Consider the following 17,554-nt stretch of genomic DNA (forward strand, 5'->3'; position numbering starts at 1 on the left):
TGAAGTTTTTTGGCTCTACCATTTTGAGTGTGCATCAACTTGATGGTTACTTTCCTTGCGGGAATTCAACATTCGAACACCATAATCCAACTCTTGACATATCACCAGCAGCCGATTTATTATTATAATGTATAATTATAATAAGGTAATCGAGGTAATCACCGCCTGATATTGAAAGAATTTGTCACTCATCACCTCACCCAGCCTCAGAACTGGTACTGACTTCCCCCCGAAAAGTGCCGCGGATGGTTGGCCGGGGAGATATGGCCGCCAGGGAGATTTGATCCATGCAGCATATGGACAGGGAAGAAGAAATGTCATCCGAAGGGCCGCACGAGATCCGGTCCGGCAATATTGAAGAAATCCTGCGTGAGCGGGACCGCCTTGAGCAGATGCTCCGGGAGAGATTCGAGAAAGAGGTAGTCATCCTCTTTACCGATATCTGCGGCTACACCGGGTATATCGACGCTCACGGCGATGTAAGCGGTCTGGCCCTGATTCAGCGGCATAACCAGATTGTCCTGCCTCTCATTGAACAGTATCGGGGGATGGTTGTCAAAACCATTGGCGATGCGGTCATGATTTCCTTCTCAACTCCCCTGGATGCGGTCAAAGCTGCGGTGGACATCCAGAAAAAGCTGCACGAGTACAATACCACGGTTGAGGATGATGGCCGGATCCGGGTCAAGATCGGGATCAATATCGGCCAGGCACTGGTGGATGAGGCGGATATTCATGGCGATGTGGTCAATGTCGCCTCGCGTATTCAGGCCCAGGCCGGGCCGGACCAGATACTCATCTCCAGCCGGGTCTACGAACAGGTGCGGGGAATCGAGGATATCCTGTGCCGGTCGCACGGAACCGTGAAGGTCAAGGGCAAGACCGAGCCCCTGGAGCTGTACCGCGTAGTCTGGCGGGATGAAGACATCATTCTGGGCGATAAGCCAAAGGTCAGGTCTTTGAGCGGAGCATCACCTTCCCGGCAGCCAGCCAGGAAACCTGTCAGGATCATCCAGCTTGAGGTTACCCGTCAGGATGGCCGTCTCAAGATCAGCATCGACGAGCGCCTTGCAGGCGAAGAAAGCACGGTACGCAACTACGAGGAAGTCCCGGTATCCCTGGACTGGATTAAAACCCGGTGCCACGAGATGGTCGAAACCCTGAACGAGGTCAACCGCCAGGGCCGGTTCAGCCGCGAGGTCCTGCTCAAGCTGCGGGCAACGGGCCGGGTCTTTTATAATGAGCTTCTGACCCCTCTGGTCAAAACCAAACTCCGGGAGACCAGGGCCGAATACCTGAGTCTGAATATCGACGATCAACTGGTTCAGGTTCCCTGGGAGCTGCTCTACGACGGTCAGGAATTCCTCTGCCAGCGGTTCAATATGGGCCGTCTGGTGAAAACCCGCCAATCGGTGCAGGGGATCAAAGGCCGTTCCCCGCTGAACCCCTGCGGGGACAGGGTTCTGTCCAGGCCCCTGCGGATGCTGATTATCGCCGATCCTACCGGCGATCTCAAGGATGCCTACCGGGAGGGGATACAGATCCAGGAGCATATGGCTCAATACGGGAATTTCATTAATGTGGCCCTGCGCTCCCAGGGTATCACCCCTCCCTTTATCAGGGAAAAGATGAAATACTTTGACCTGATCCACTTTGCAGGCCATGCGGACTACGACCAGGAGAACCCCGAGCGGGGCGGCTGGCGTCTGACCAGCGGCAATCTGACCGCTCAGGATGTCATGCAGATGGCAGGATCATCCGCCATGCCCAGCCTCATTTTCTCGAATTCCTGCCAATCGGCCCGCACCGAAGGATGGGTCCTGAAGGAGCACTTTCAGGATGAAATTTTCGGCCTGGCCCACGCCTTTCTGCTGAGCGGAGTAAAGCACTATGTGGGCACCTTCTGGGAGATACTTGATGAGCCGAGCAGCCGCTTTGCCCTGGAGTTCTACAAGTGCCTTTTATCCGGCCTGACTACGGGTGAGGCCATGCGGGAAGCCAGACTGTCGCTGATCAGAAAATATGGCGAAGAAACGGCTGTCTGGGCAAGCTATCTGCTGTATGGCGATCCCACAACCAATTACCTTGATCTGATAAAGTCGGCTGAGGGAGATGATGAGTCAGAATCGGCAGGCAGCACCTCTGCCTTCCGGGAAGGAATCGAAACCGGGGAGCCGGGCAGACAGAGCCCCGGGAAAGCTGCCCTGGCTGCGACCGGCCTGAGGCAGCAGTGGCTGCTGGCGGCCGGAGGCGGCCTTCTTCTCCTTGCAATTCTCTTCCTGTTCACGACCAGACTTTGGCAGCCTTCACAGCCATCATTTCAGACCTTGCCCTTTCCTGCGGCAGCTCCGGGGGTCTTGCTCTCCCAGACGCCGGGCGGAGCGACAGCGGATTCCGACTTCCAGAAAAGCGTCCAGATCATCAGCCTCCTCTCCTCCTATCAGGATCGGTTGAACAGCCGGTTTAAGGAGCGGGGGTTCTTCATCAGGGAAAAGACACCGGATACCTGGACCTCGGTTCCCTTGTCCGTGGGTATGATCCTGCCCGACTGGGAGAAGGTCGATCCTGCTGCAGCCAGGGCTGCCAAGCCCCATTTTGACCTGCTTTTTAAAAGAATGGTTGAAACCTTCACTCAGACGCATGCCCTTGGCCTGTCCATTCTGGAAAGAGAGCGATTGACAGCCATTCTCCAGGAGCTTCAGATCGGAATCGCGAACCTTTCTCCCGATGCCCTCGAAAGTGCCCGCAGCATTCTCGCGGCCCAGGTAATTCTTTTTCCCGAACCGGTCTTTTACCAGTTCGATCAGGGCGATGATCCGCAGATCAGCCTTCGTCTGGTGGAAACCAAAAGCACCAAGATCATGGCCGCCTTCTCCGGGTCTTTCACCCCGGAAGCGGAGTCCATCAACAGGACAGCCTCGGACCTGGTCACCAGGATCGTAAAAACCCTCCAGGAAGAATACCCCTTGCAGGGCCGGATTGTGTCGCTCAAGGGTCATATGGCGGAAATCAACCTCGGATCCTGTATCGGGGTCTCGAAGAACCAGTCTTTTACCGTGCTGAACCAGGGGAATGATGATCCCCCGAAGGGGAATATCCGCATCCTGTCCGTTGCCGAACATACAGCCCTGGCCGAAGTTCTGGAACGGCATAAGGAATTTGTGCCCGGCGACCGGATAGTCAGCAAGGGCAGTGGTCAGTGATCAGTGGTCAGCGGCGTACCAAGAAGCAAGGGTAAGTGACTGGAGGCGTGAAGGGGGCAGTTTCCGATGAAACAGGGTCTTGTTCAACTCACCCAATTCCATGCTCATGATTCCACAACAACAGGTATCTATCGCGCCATATACGGTGCCCCCCTGTCATTGCTGTCTGCCTGCCTTGCGCTTTCTCTGAGCCTCCTTCTCACCTCGTGCTCAAAGGTTCAACCGAAGGTCTGCCTCAGAGATGGCCGTCAATATTGTCTGACCACGGATAAAATCCAGGTAATCACCTGGGATGCCTGCTACCGGCGCGCGATCAACTGCATGGAAGGCCAATGCTGGGAATATGCCATTGAAGAGCTGTATCAGGCCATTGCCCTTCGTTTTGGGGACCAGAGGCAGGTCAGGGCTTACGGCATGCACTTTCGTGAGGAATACTTTCCTCACCGCGAGCTTGGGATCTGCTATTTTCACCTGGGAAGGATCGAGGATGCAGTGCAGGAACTTGAGCTGTCCCTGAGCCAGACCCCGTCGGCCAGGGCTAAATATTATCTGAACCAGGGCCGGCGCGCCTATCTTTTGGACAACCATCTGGACACTGCACCGCCAGCCATTCACCTGGAGCTGGGCCTGGATCCGGACCTGGAACCAGGGGGAATTTCCCAGGAAGGGGGATCTCTGACCAATCAAGTCCTTTTAACCAATCAGACCCCGTTTCCTATCCAGGGCACTGCGCAGGATGATCACTATGTAGCCTCCATCTCGGTTAATCAAAAACCCGTGTTCATCGAACTGGCTGAGGGTTCAATACCATTTTCCGTGCCTGTCGATCTTACCGAAGGTGAAAACATGGTTCAGGTTGTGGTCAGAGACCTGGCTGACCGACAGGTCCAGCAGAACATCCGGATATCCCTGGACAGTCAAGGCCCGCTGGTTATCGGCTATTCCATCCGAGCGGCCTGGCCGGATCAAAACATACCGGACAGGACCAGGGGAGCATCCGGGGGAGCGTCACAGGAAACATCCGGCGGAACATCCGGGGGATCACCCCGGAGAACACCCGATGGAGCATCCGGTCAGATCATCCTGACCGCCGTGGTTTACGATCGCTCAGGAATAGCCTCCTTCAAACTGGACCAGAAAGAAGCAGCCAGGATCGGTCTTGACCAGCTCTGCCTGATTGAGCAGGCCGTGCCGCTTACCCCTGCTGTTGAGTTCCTGTCCTTCCAGGCCCAGGACCGGGCGGGGAATATTACTCAGGGCCGGATATCCCTTATCGCAGATGAGGCAGAGGGGCAGGGGCCTGAACGTCCTTCGGTCCGGCATCCTGCCGCCGTGCGCCTTGCCTGGAGCGGCGGCAGCGCCAGCAGCCTTGAGGGGGAGGGGGCCGGACTGATCCGGAGCCTTCCTCGTGCCCCGGCGGCAGGTGAAGAAAACGGCATCTCCTTTGATATTGTCCAGCCCCCCGAAGAAAATTTTACTACTCATTATCCGGAGATATTTCTGGAAGGCAGAATCAGAACCCGAAGGGGTATCCGGAAAATCGAGCTGAACGGACAAAAGCTCTTTGAGCCTTCAGACCTTCAGGAGATAATGGAAAAAAATATGGAGAAGCTCAAGCGCAGGCTCCTTGAGCAGAAGAAAGACCCGGCGCACTACGTGCGGCTTTTGCAGGAGGCGGTTCAAAGCTCTAATCTCTATTATCTCAATCGGAGGATCCCCCTGATAAATGAAGTCACTGACCTTGACCTGGTGGTTGAGGATGCCGGAGGCATGCGGGGAGCACGCCATTACCGCATCGAGAAGATCCCCAGGGAGGAAGTCATAAAGAGCGAGCAGCGGATGATCCTGGCACTTCTCCCCTTCGATACCGCCACAGCAGACGATGCTGCCGCGGCAGACGATACCGCAGTACCAGACATGGCCCCGCCATCAGAGATGGCCGCAGCAGCGAATGAAACAGTATCAGGCAGGGGAAATAATAACCATCTGCAAAGCTTCATCAATGCCAAATCCCTGGAAGCCTTTGTCAATCAGGGCAGATTTAACCTGGTTGAGCGCGGAAAGCTTCCCTGGGTGCTGATCGAAAAAACCATCCAATTGCATGGCCAGACAGCAGGACAATCAGGAGGACAACCGGCAGGCCAATCGGAGGGCAGAATTTACCAGAGCGATGTAGCCCAGAAGATCGGCGCGATGGCAGCAGCCGAAGGGGTCATCTGCGGCTATATCCAGCGGCGGGGGGATGGCACCGAAATCCTGGCCAGATTTGTTGAGGTCAAAACCGGCCTCATTCGCCTGTACCATGATGTCTTTACCCCCACCGAGAGCAGGGAGAGCCTGGAGACGATCACCGCGGGCCTGGCCATGAAATTCCGGGACTCCTTCCCCGTATGCTCAGGATCGGTCGTCGCCCGGCAGGGAAAGAGCATCCAGGTGGATTTTGGCTCGGAAAAGGGAATCTTTCCAGGGATGATGTATAATATCTTTGAGAATGAGCAGGAGCTCATTGCCAGGGCCAATATCAGAGAGGTAGGGAAAGGGGCCTCCGAGGCCGAGATTACCGGAGGGGAGAGCGCGAACAGAATCAAACCGGGTTACCGGGTGAGGACAAGGTAGGGGAAGATCGGGTGCTCACAAGGGTAGTTTTTTGGTTAATACATTGAATTTGCCAGCGTTAAATTCCTCCCCCTTGAGGGGCAATGCTATTTAAATTAAGGGATAGCGGAGTTCATGCCCAGAGCTCAGGAGAGCGTTTTTCTCCCTCGCCCCTGAAGGGGAGAGGGTCGGGGTGAGGGGCGTTACTGGTGGGGTAGTCCTTAACTTCAGAACTCCTGAAGTCCTGGATTTTATTTTGATACGAAAATTAAAGGTAGATTGGTTTGATTACCTGATAAATATTGGATATAAGTCATCTTGATCCATAACTTTACCGTGAGCATGAGCCGCCCCATTTCCATGCCAAATATGGGAGTCGGACCGGAGTTTTCACGGTGGCGGAATTGAAACTCATTGCATGCAGGGTAGTATGGAGCATTACTGATGATAGGCTGCAACAAGCTGCTGATAAGATTGTAGATTGGATATATCAACGATCAAAAGCATTTGTTCAATTTGGATTTGAACTGTGCACACACTATTTTACTAAGGAGAAGATCACCTTCGATTTATTGTGAAGGGAAGGACATTTCTGCAATGGTTATACTCCTTCGAGAACTGGTAATCATCATGGCCAAAACATGCTTACCAGAACTCAATGTAAGGTGGGACTTTTACCCGACCACCATAAAAATGAAGGAACAGGGGACTCATGTCTCAATATAGACGTGCCTATATGCCGGGGGGAACTCGCTTCTTCCCGGTTGTGACCTTCAACCGGCGTCAGTTTTTGACAACCGAGCTGGCACGGCGATGCTTGCGTTCGGCATGGGAGCACGTGCAAAGATATCACCCGTTTCGGGCGGAAGCGGTTTGCCTTTTGCCTGATCACCTGCATTGTCTTTGGACTCTTCCCCCAGGTGATATGGATTTCTCAAGGCGGTGGAGGATAATGAAAGGTGTATTTTCCAAGCAGTATCTTGCTGCTGGTGGCTTCGAGGCAAAGCGGAACAATTCACGGGAACGTAAGGGAGAAGTTGCATTATGGCAAAGGCGCTTCTGGGAGCATTTGATTCTGGATGAAGAGGATTTTCAGAGGCACTTTGACTATATCCACTTCAATCCTGTAAAACACGGCCATGTTGATGAACCAGCAAAATGGCCTTGGTCAACATTCTGCAAGCATGTGCGATTAGGGCATTATGATCCAGGATGGGGTGCCCAGGAGCCGAATTCAATCAAGGGATTAGCATGCTGGGGGGAGTAAAAACTTTGCAGGTAGCACCTAATGGGTTGCCGGTGGGGCACAAGCCCCACCCTACGGTACCGGATACTTCAGCGTACAGTTGACTGCCCAATCATACAATGTGCGGCCAAGTTAAAAAAAACCGACTTGGGACGAACTGTACTGCAAATCGGCGGCAGCCCCTTTAAAATGTAGGGTGGGGGCTTTTCGCCCCACCAAACACCGCACGCGATCTCATTGTCAAGCCTAACCGGCGGGAGATATATCGCGCTGTAAGTTAACTGCATATGAAGAATGATGAGAATACTGAGAAAAAGGAAAAAATACATCCCTTGCTGCCTGCTCCCGCAGGCAGCAAGGTCAGTGATTCAACAAAGACAGATGAGGCGCTAAAAGCTGATAAGGTCAAGAATCGAAAGAGCAAACTGCCCCTCCCTGCCAAGGGTGCCAGCATCCTCCTCTGCTTTATCTCCCCTGCCCTGCTCTTTCTTAGCTGCCTTGCGGCTGGAATCTTGAGTTTCAGCTATGGGCAAAACCAGGCGTTGCACCACCCTGCCCTATCGATTGCCCTATCCCTTTCGGCTTCCGAGGCAACTCCTCCAAGGCACCTTTCGCCCCCCCGAAAGGCCAATGTCACTAACTTAAGGATTATCCACGACCAACGCCCCTCACCTGCCACAGAGACTCTCTGCCAGCCCTCTCCCCAAAGGGGCGAGGGGGAAAAGCGCTGCCCCAAGTTAATACCATTGCCCCAAAAGGCCCCATCTCGGCCTGTCCCCCCTGCCCCCACATCTCCACCGCAAAGCGAGGATATTGCCATCACGATCAGTTACCCTCAGAAATCCAAGCTGACCACTCCATACCGGCAGATTTTCCTGGAAGGAAAAATTCAGGCCAGGCACGGCCTGCGGCGGATAGAATTCAATGGCCGGGAGCTTTTCAACAAGGCCGTGCTTGATAAGCTCATTCAGCAATCCTGGACGACAAAGCTTGACCAGGGGGGCGATAAAGCTTCTGCCAGGCCAACTCAAACCTCATCGAAGCTGCAAAAGACCTTAGCGGGCAGCCTGGAAAATTATAACCTGTACTGCCTGAACCAGGTCTGCTCCCTGAAGGAAGGCGATAACAAGCTCTATCTCGTGGTGGAGGACAATGCAGGTCATAAGGCCACCAGACGGTTCGATATCTGCGCTGCTCCTCTTGTGCCAACTCCTCACCGGATGATCCTGGCGCTTCTTCCACCATCCCCAAAATCAGGCGCGGGCAAGGATGACGATCTCGATGATTACATCCATCACCGGCTCGGTGAGGCTATCACCCGCCAGGCACGGTTTCATCTGGTCGAGCGGAGCAAGCTCCCCTGGCTGCTGATTGAAAAGGCCATCCAGACATCCTCTGGCGGCCATCAATCCGTCAGCGACCACCAAAGAGAAATTTTCCGGCAGGAAATTACCCGACAGATCGGCCAGCTTACGCCAGCCGAAGGGATACTGTTCATCGAAGTACACAAAAGCGGAGACGGCCTCGAGATTCAAGGCCGTCTGGTGAATCTGGAGAGCACCACCCTGGCCTTTCACCGGGTGTTCACCCCGATTCAGGAGCCGCAGGGCGATCAGGATTTCGGGGAGCTGGATACTATCATCTCCGGTTTAGCCATGAAATTCCGCGATTCCTTCCCCCTTTTGACCGGAACCATACTGGCCAGGGAAGGATCGATCATCGAGGTGGACCTTGGTTCAGAAAAAGGGGTGTTCTGCGGAATATGCTATAATATATTTACAGCAGACAGACAGGAGCTGCTCTGCCGGGCAATTGTCCAGGAGGTGGCCAGGGATGTATCCAGGGCCAGGGTTATTGAAGCAGATATGAGCCGGAAGATCAGGGCAGGCTGCCGGGTGAGCACCCGATGAAATAAAAGATGTACAGGGATAGAAAGCAGTAAAAGATGTGCAGGAACAGCAGTAAGAAAACATACACAACTCTTTGGGAGACAGCCTTTTTCCTTATCATAGCTCTCCTTCTCCTCATCGCCCTCCCCTCCCCTCCCGGCCACTGTCATCAGGAGAAGGTGAATTTTGGACTGACAGGCAGGTTCGGTTATAATGGAGCGATCATATGCGGGGAAATTTACCGTCACCGGAGCCGCGGCCAGACTTATGTTTACTGCGGGACCCAGGAAGGGCTGGTGATCATCGACATAACCGATCCTGCATCCCCCCGCATGGTGTCCTTCTTCGAGTTTGGAAAAGTCCATGCGATCAGCTTCTACCATCCGTCTGGCGAAGCCTCCGAATTTGCCCTGCTCCTGAAGGAAACAGGGGATACAGGGGAAATGGTCACACTCTCCATCGACGACCCCGCCCACCCTGCCTGTGCCGGCCGCTACAGTTTCCCCGAATATCCCCGCCGGATTTCTGTCTTTGACCATTATGCCTGCGTGGCGAATGAATCGCGCGGTCTGGTCATTCTCGACCTTCGCGACCCGGCCCGTCCGGTCTATGCAGGCGGATATCATACTCCGGGGCAGGCCAGGGATGTTGCCATATTTGGTCATTATGCCTGTGTGGCTGATGGCCCTCGCGGCCTGACCGTGATCGACCTGACCAATCCGGCTGATCCCCGCTATGCAGGCGAAAATCCGCTCGATATCAAAGACCTTGGCCCATGGATAGAGCACAAAAAAAATGCCTCGACAGTGGCCATGTATGACCACTACGCCTGCCTTGGCTTTCAATCGAAGGGAGGAGTAGCGATCGTTGACCTGAGCGATCCGGCCAACCCCTCGCTGGTCAGTTGGTTCACGACCGAAGGCGAGGCCAGAAAAATCGCCGTCAGCGGCCACTATGCTTATGTGGCTGACGATTCAAAAGGGCTGGTCATCATCGACCTCCATGATCCGGTAAAACCCGCCAGGGTGGATTCTGCCATGACAGGCCAGGAGGGAATCCCGGAGAGTGGCTCCGAGGGAGGTGCCCGGGACATAGCCGTATCCGGCAGCTTCGCCTCCCTGGTCAGTCGGTGGGGGAGCAGCCTGGCCATTCTGACTCTCCCGGATCCGTCCGCCCCTTCCGTGGCGGGCAGATACACGACGGAAGGATATGCCAGGGCAGTGGCTGTGTCTGGGCATCATGCCCTGGTGGCTGACGAGAAAAACGGCCTGATGATCGTCGAGGTCACTGATCCGGCCAGGCCGGTTTTGGCCGGGCACTGCTGCACCGCTGGATCGGCCAGTGACCTTGCAGTCTTTGGCAATTATGCCTGTGTGGCTGATGGACCGCGGGGTCTTGCCATCATCGACCTGAGTGATCCCGTTCGGCCCCGACAGGCAGGCGGCTATCATGATCAGAGGATGGTAGCCTGGGATGTTGCAGTATCTTCCCGCTATGCCTATGTGGCTGCCGACAGGCAGGGACTGGTGATTCTCGACCTGTCCGATCCTGACCACCCCACCCTTGCCGGAAGCTGTGCTACGGGAGGGACTGCCTATGGTCTTGCCGTCAGCGGCGACTATGCTTATGTGGCTGTCTGGAACGGTCTGGTGATCGTCAATATCCATGATCCTGTTCATCCGGTCCTGAGCGGCAGGTACAATCACGCTGATCTGACTGCTGCCCTGGATGTGGCTGTTTCCGGAAATCACGCTTTTGTGGCTGCCGGAGCCAGCGGCCTTTTCATTATCGATGTCAGCGACCCGGAAAGTCCGAAACTGGCTGCCCGGTATAATCCCCCAACTCTGGAGAACCATAAATCCGGGGTCCAGAGGGTGACCCTGTCCGGCGGCCATGCTTATCTGGCTGCCGGGACAGACGGACTGGTTGTGCTCGATGTCAGCGATCCGGCAAGACCCATCCTGTGCGGCCGGGAAGACACGCTGGGTCTGGCCTCGGGTATCGCCATCCATGAGGATTATGAGGATTATGCCTTTGTGGCTGATGCGGATGGGGGGCTGGCCATATACCGGATCATCGACTCCCCTGCTCCTTCGGGCAACCTGATCGTTCTCCCCAGCGGTCCGGCTTCGGCAGCCAACCCGCTCTGGCTTCCCGGCCAGACCCTGGCCAATCTTGCCTGTTCCACTTTTCTGGACCAGGGTTTTCCCCGCTACTCACTGTACTATCTGAGCCCTGATCCGTATCCTGACCTTGACCAGAACGGCTTTCCCGATCCTCTGCTGGTGCGGGATTCCGACCCTTCAGCGGCGGACCTCGATCATGCACTCACTGACTGGGCTGTAAATCGCCTGGACAGCGGCCCTCTCTACCTCTACTTTCCGGGGCAGGGAACCGGCGAGACGTACCGGATTCTTGGCGATGAAACCATCAGGAGTGGTAATTCTGGTAACCTCCCGGACCAGGAACAGGATGATACCGGCAGCCTGAAAGACTGGCTTGACAGTTTTCAGAAAGAGACGGGCCGGGACGTTATCTGCCTTCTGGAATTTGCCTCCTCAGGTTCTTTTGCCGCCAGGCTCATGGATTCAAATACCGCCCCCTGCACCCGGACCATCATAAGCTGCACTGACTCCGGACCATCATCCCTCGATCCGGACGGCAGGTTTTCCTTTACCGGCCAGTTTCTCAGGCTGCTTCGCACATCTTGGTCATCACCGCGGCCTGGGCTTTTCTCAGGCTCCGGGCCGGAGGCTCAAGGCTTGAGAATATCGCTTCTCCAAGCCCTTTTTTCCGAAGCCAGGGAGTCTTTTTGGGCGTCAGGCCTGCCCTGGAACACGCAGCCGCCCCAGATGATAACCGCCCGCGGTGCCAATACCCTGGTGAGCATCAGCCTGTCGGTGGCAGACTCCAGCAGCCGCTCGACCGCAGCCACCGGGAGCGACTCCGACATCGTCGGCCCCGCTCCGGTCACGATCACGGACCCAGGCCAGCGCCTTGTGCTCAGGGCCACCGGCCACTACCTTGACGGCAGCAGCCGGGACCTGAGCGGATGCGTTTATTATCAGGCTTCAGACCCATCTATCCTTTCCGTAACTCAGGAGGGGGAGATTTATCCTGACCCCAATACCGGCTATAATGGCCTTGCCTTTGTCATGGCCACCATCATCGATCCTGACTTTGCCCAAAGCGGAGAGGGGGATTCTATCGGTCACCCCCACCCAGTCTCCCCCCTCAAGGGGGAGGAGTCAAGAGGAATCCTCCGCAAGGGGGAGAAGCGTAAAGATACCCCGCCCCTGGGCGGGATCACCGGGCGTATCCCGGTCAGGGTGGCCATGCCTGCCGGAAAGGAAAAGAATACCTTGCCCAGGGCCATTATCGTGGCCGGAAGGGCCAATGATCCGGCAGGCTATGATTACCTGGGGGAAATCATTTCCCATACGGCCAGTTATGCCTATGACACTTTCATCGAGCGGGGCTACAGCCCGCAGAATGTCTGCTACCTGAACCATGACCAGACTCAGCCGGGGGTGGTGCACCTTTCGCCTGATCAGACTTTCGCTCAAGTTCTTGAGGCCATATTCACCAGAGCGGATAATCCTTATCTTGATCTCGAAGGCCTGACTGACCTGACTATCCTGCTCATCGATCACGGCCAGCGAAACACGTTTTTCCTGGGGCCAGACAGTGACCAGACCATATCCCCGGTTATCCTGGATCAGTGGCTGGACAGCCTCCAGAAGAGATGCCCGTCAGCCAGGATAACGGTCATTGTCGAGGCCTGTTTTTCGGGAGGGTTTCTCGATCCGTTGATCCGGGGGGCTGAAAAGAGAACGGTCATTGCCTCGACTGACGATGTCGATACCTACCTGGCAGCCGATGGCATGGTTTCCCTGACCTCGTTCCTCTTCACCCATCTGCGAAGCGGGGCCAGCTTCCAGGATGCCTTCGACCAGGCCCGGACGGAGCTGGCATCGGTCAGTTGGGGAGGCTTGCAGCATCCTGTCCTGAAAAGTACCGAAGGCAGCCAGACCGCAGATCAACTCTATCTTGGCAGCCCGTTTTTCCTCAGCCAGGGCCAGCCGCAGATACTTCAGGTATCGGGACTTTCCGACCCCAATCATCCGCTGGTTCCCCGAAAGCCTGTCGAGCTCTGGGCCAGGGTGGCAGATCATGAGGGAGCCCCTGTGACAAGCGTCTTTGCCCTCATCGGCAATTCCCAGGCCGCTGTCCGGTTTTCAGGCTCGTCGCAAACTCCCCTGATGGCAGCGGATATGACCAGGGTGGACCTCGCCTACAATCCCGACCGCGGCCGGTATGAGGGCGTGTATGAAGGATTTCCCTCCAGCGGCCCCTATACCGTTCTGTTCATGGCCAGAGACTCAACCGGAATGTTTTCTCATCCACGGACCGTCTATCCGAAGGTAGAGGGCGGCGATCAGGCCTCCAGCCCGGCAGAATATGCCCTCCTGGTCTATGACGACGACTGCCCGGAGTGCGCCCGTCAGGCGGAGCTCGCCCAATGGGTACTGGAAAAGAGGCGGGTTCCCAAAGAGAATATTATCAAGCTGTGCGGCAGGGAAAATCTTTCCTCTCAGATGGCTTTTCTTCTGACCGGCCCGGCAGAATCTGCCTCCCCTGCCTCTTCCGCTCCCCTCGATCATCTTCTCCTCTTCCTCATTTCCGGGGGAGACCTGGCTGACCTCGACGGCCCGGCCCTGAGCCGGAAACTGGATGAAATCCAACAGGCCAGAGGCTGCACCATCATCAGCCTGATCGATGCGGACGATGCGGACAGGTTTTTACCCATCCTGAAAGGGCCGGGAAGAATCACCATCAGCAGCGGCGGCACTGGCGATTCCGCCAGCGCAGACCTATCCTTCTCCCGCTTCTTCTTCTCCGGCATTTACCGCGGCCTGGATGTGTTTCGGGCATACCAGGCAGCATGTCTGGCCGTTAGTTACTTCTCAGGCACAAGACCGCTGCCGCTCCTTGACGACAACGGAAACGGCCAGGGCCCGGAATATGGGCCGGACTATGACGGCCGTCTGGCCAGCGGCATCTATCTTGGCGCACCTTTTGAGCCGCTACCGCCAGCCCCGGAAATCGATCTTTCCCCGTGTGTGTACCTCGATGGCCGGACGGGGAGAATCGCTCCTATCCAGGTCAGGGCGCAGGATGCCGGAAGCAGGGTTTTTGCATTGATCACCGCGCCTGACGGATCGAGCAGCCCGGTTGATCTGATGTATGACCCCAATACCGGCATGTTCGGGGCAGAATATGCCGGATTCACCGATAAGGGAGTCTACCGGGTAGTGGCATACGCCGAAGGACAGAGCGGACTCACCGACTTCGGTGAGACCCGCTATATAGTCCTCTGGCCGGATGAATTCGAGGCTGATGACAGCAGGGAGCGGGCTACAGCCCTGTTGGTCAATCAGCCATGCCGGGAGCACAGCTTCCATGATCCTTCCGATGAGGACTGGAGCTATTTTTATGCCTATGCCGGACTCAGCTACGAGGTCAAGGTCAGCACAAACTGGTCTGGCTGTCCGGTGCGGGTCGAGGTCCTGTCACCGGATGGGTCCCCTGTTGGCGAATCTTCCCCTTCCGTAGGTTTTACTGCGCTTGAGAGCGGCTTTCACCTGGTCAGGATCAGCTCTACCTGCGCGGACCTGCCCGCAGACTATCCCTCCTACGGGCTTTCGGTGATTTCTCTTGCGGCCGGAACAGGCGGGGCCTGGGGCTGGGTCAGGGATGCCGATACCGGAGCGGGTATTGTCGGGGCAACCATCTGTTCTGCTGCCGGACAATGTACGACCAGCCTTGAGGAATGGCGGTCACAAGATCCATCAGCGGCCATCAGACATGTGGACGCCGGCTTCTACTTCATGGATGCCCTGCCGAGGGCGAGTGCAGGATTGACTCTGACCGCCAGGGCTATCGGCTATCTGCCGCACAGCGAGGTGATATTCGACTATGACGAGGATATCCTCAGCCTGACCTTTTATCTTCATCGCGACCCTGAAACTCCGTACCAGCAGCCTCCAACAGATCCGGTGACTGTCCAGAGAACGGTCGGGATCATGAGCCGCGAAGGAGCGAAAATCAGGGTGAATGTGCCCCTGTCCGAGGGGCTGAACCTCTTCTCTCATCCGAATGCCGCTCCCAGCCCCCCATATAGTGTCAAGGATTTCATGGGGACCTACGGGCAGGCTGATCAGGCCGAAGGTCCCTGCTTTTCAGGCATCGGGCATTACAATGCAGCTCTCGGCAGGCAGGAGACGTGCTTTTTCGTTCCTCCCGCTCAGGGAGCTTCGGGCACCTGGTCCCCTAATTGCTCCAACCCCTTTCCCATGGTTTCGGGTGAAGGCTATGCATTGTATATGCGGCGGGGAAGAACCCTGAATTTTCCGCTTCCCATGCCGAATCCGCCGATCGACCTGAAGCAGGGGCAAAACTGGGTGGGTATTTCCGACCCGCCTTCTGGCTACTCATCGTATCTGATGCTTCAGGATATCGGAAGTGCCAGGGAAGTATCCAGCATCTTTGGCTTCGATCCTGAGACCGGCAGGTGGAAAATTACCTACTGGGACCATGACCGGCCAGCCGGAGACAACTTCCCGATCAGGCCAGGGGTAGGTTGTATAGTCCATATGACCGGCGAGAGGCTGAAGTGGCTGCCGGGAAGGAGGAAGTGAAGGATATGGTTATTCAGCAGGGAAATGGACGATACCGCCAGGGTGCCGTGTTGTCCATCACGATCACCGCGATTATTGCTACCGTCTCGATTACCGCAGGCCCCTTGTCTGGTTTCACCAATGAATGCCTGGCCCGGCCTGTCTGGGATTCGGTATATGAGGACAGGATTGGCTCTGACGACGCAAGCCACGCAGAATTTGGCGACCTCTCCTATGGCAATGAGGCGGTCATCGATTACCGGGTTGGCGATGACTGGATCAGGTTCCCGTGCAGGCTCAACACCAGACAGCACACGCCGCATACCGTCAATATTCTGTTCGAGACAAGCTGGGCTGACGGCGGTGCCTGGAGTCTGGTTCTGGCTGCCAGTGCGATAGATTCACCCGTAAGTCAGCGTCTTGGTGTCTGCTTCGATGGCTATCCGGTCCATCCTCCGGGAGGGGAGGAGATTCAACCGGGAACCTTTCAGGAGCATATCTTCTGGCTGGGATATATAGCCCCGGGCCGGCACAGGATCACCCTGAGCAATGAAACAGACCCCAATTCCCTGGAAAATCCCGGTGACAACTACGGGACTTATTTCGATTACCTCAAGCTGGTTCCCGGCAGCAGAATCGGCCTTTTTCTGGCCGCCGACACCAATGCTGCGGTCGCGCTGACAGGCTTTACCGCCCTGGCCGCGAACGATCCGGCCATCTCCGGCTCCGGGCCGCCGAAAGCAAACTTTTATGCCGGATATTGGAAATTCACCATCACCGGCCTTGAGCCGGCTGGCAGCGTGAAAATCGAGATACACTGCCCGCCGGAATCATTCTTTCCTCTTCAGAAATACTACAGCTACGGCGGCCCTGCACAGGGATGGAGATCACTGGCTGCCAGCAGCATGGATCAGGCACGGTCCATCGTTACTGTCACCCTCTCCGATGGAGGACCGGGCGATGGCGATACAACCCCGGACGGCTCCATTTCTCATACCGGAGGGATTGCGGTTCCCGTATCCCTGGGAGAAGGTTATGACTATCAGGGCTGCTTTATCTCCAGCCTGAAACAGGGGCAGGCATCTTCTGGCCAGGTCATCGATGGCAGGAAGAATCTTCTGTTTCGCCTGCTCCCTGGAGTGCGATGGTACAATGGCGATGTAATAAGGAAGTGCAAATAAGCCCTGACTTTCTATTTGACCGATATCTCAATTATTGGTATTCTTACTATGTCCTGGAATATAAGATTGGCTACGAAAGCTCGAAAAAATTTTATAAAGCTGCCAAGGAAAATGAGGATTACCTTTCAACTCTTGTTGAATGAAATGGAGCTTCGAGGACCTGATGCACATGAGTGGCCCAATTATGGAAAGCTCTTTGAAAACTGCTATCATTGCCATCTGAAGAAAGGAAATCCTGCCTATGTGGCAGTCTGGAAAGTTATCAGCAAAAAAGACAAAATTATAGAGGTGACGTATGTTGGAACCCACGAAAAAGCGCACTACGACCGGCTATGTTGAAATTAGGTTCCGTATTCCGGTAAAAAACCTGGATAAAGTCAAAAAGGCGATGGCCGATTATGGAGCAGAGGAAGCCGCTGATTCCACTCCCTGGCGGGAAGTCTGTCCAGATTTCAATGCCAGTCTGGCCCTCCAGGGAGCGCGCCATAGGGAATCACTCACCCAAAAGGAATTAGCTCGTTTGATAGGAATAAGCCAAACACATATCTCTGAAATGGAGCATGGGAAAAGACCAATTGGCAAGGAAATGGCGAAGCGCCTGGCCAAAGCTCTCCACGTTGATTACAGGGTTTTCCTGTAATCATCATCGTCCTCGGTTTGTTGACAATTGTGGGTTAGGCCGAATGGCACTTACATAAGCCAAGCTTATAATATAGAGAGGACACAAAACGCACAGGGAAAAACGATCTCCCGCAGAGAC

General features: G+C 55.5%; 8 protein-coding genes and 1 pseudogene. All 9 read left to right on the forward strand.

Translation table 11 applies throughout. The features are described from left to right. Positions 1-287: 287 nt before the first annotated feature. The 9 genes and pseudogenes from AB1611_09855 to AB1611_09895 all read left to right on the forward strand — a co-directional run bounded on the left by AB1611_09855 (position 288) and on the right by AB1611_09895 (position 17,434). Positions 288-3,203, forward strand: a complete 2,916-nt coding sequence (locus tag AB1611_09855; GenBank protein MEW6379896.1) for a CHAT domain-containing protein — start codon at positions 288-290, stop codon at positions 3,201-3,203. A 66-nt stretch (positions 3,204-3,269) separates the two neighbouring features. After that, positions 3,270-5,819, forward strand: coding sequence for a hypothetical protein (locus AB1611_09860; protein MEW6379897.1), 2,550 nt, complete (start codon positions 3,270-3,272; stop codon positions 5,817-5,819). 323 nt (positions 5,820-6,142) lie between these two features. Continuing rightward, positions 6,143-6,376, forward strand: a pseudogene (locus AB1611_09865) (hypothetical protein). Between the two features lie 158 nt (positions 6,377-6,534). After that, positions 6,535-7,065 (forward strand): transposase, encoded by a 531-nt coding sequence (locus AB1611_09870; protein ID MEW6379898.1) that lies wholly within the window; start codon positions 6,535-6,537, stop codon positions 7,063-7,065. 266 nt (positions 7,066-7,331) lie between these two features. After that, complete coding sequence (locus tag AB1611_09875) at positions 7,332-8,954, forward strand: hypothetical protein (GenBank protein ID MEW6379899.1); 1,623 nt, start codon at positions 7,332-7,334, stop codon at positions 8,952-8,954. Between the two features lie 35 nt (positions 8,955-8,989). Further along, positions 8,990-15,634: a hypothetical protein gene (locus tag AB1611_09880; GenBank protein MEW6379900.1), complete on the forward strand. Its 6,645-nt coding sequence runs from the start codon at positions 8,990-8,992 to the stop codon at positions 15,632-15,634. Continuing rightward, on the forward strand, positions 15,577-16,794 hold the full coding sequence (locus AB1611_09885) for a choice-of-anchor U domain-containing protein (GenBank protein MEW6379901.1): 1,218 nt from the start codon (positions 15,577-15,579) through the stop codon (positions 16,792-16,794). Before AB1611_09880 ends, AB1611_09885 begins: the two co-directional genes overlap by 58 nt. A 144-nt stretch (positions 16,795-16,938) precedes the next feature. Beyond that, positions 16,939-17,133: a hypothetical protein gene (locus AB1611_09890; protein ID MEW6379902.1), complete on the forward strand. Its 195-nt coding sequence runs from the start codon at positions 16,939-16,941 to the stop codon at positions 17,131-17,133. Then, positions 17,090-17,434, forward strand: coding sequence for a helix-turn-helix transcriptional regulator (locus tag AB1611_09895; GenBank protein MEW6379903.1), 345 nt, complete (start codon positions 17,090-17,092; stop codon positions 17,432-17,434). The genes AB1611_09890 and AB1611_09895 overlap by 44 nt, the downstream gene beginning before the upstream one ends. The last annotated feature ends 120 nt before the right edge of the window (positions 17,435-17,554 follow it).

Source organism: bacterium (assembly GCA_040755755.1).
GTDB lineage: Bacteria > SZUA-182 > SZUA-182 > DTGQ01 > DTGQ01 > DTGQ01.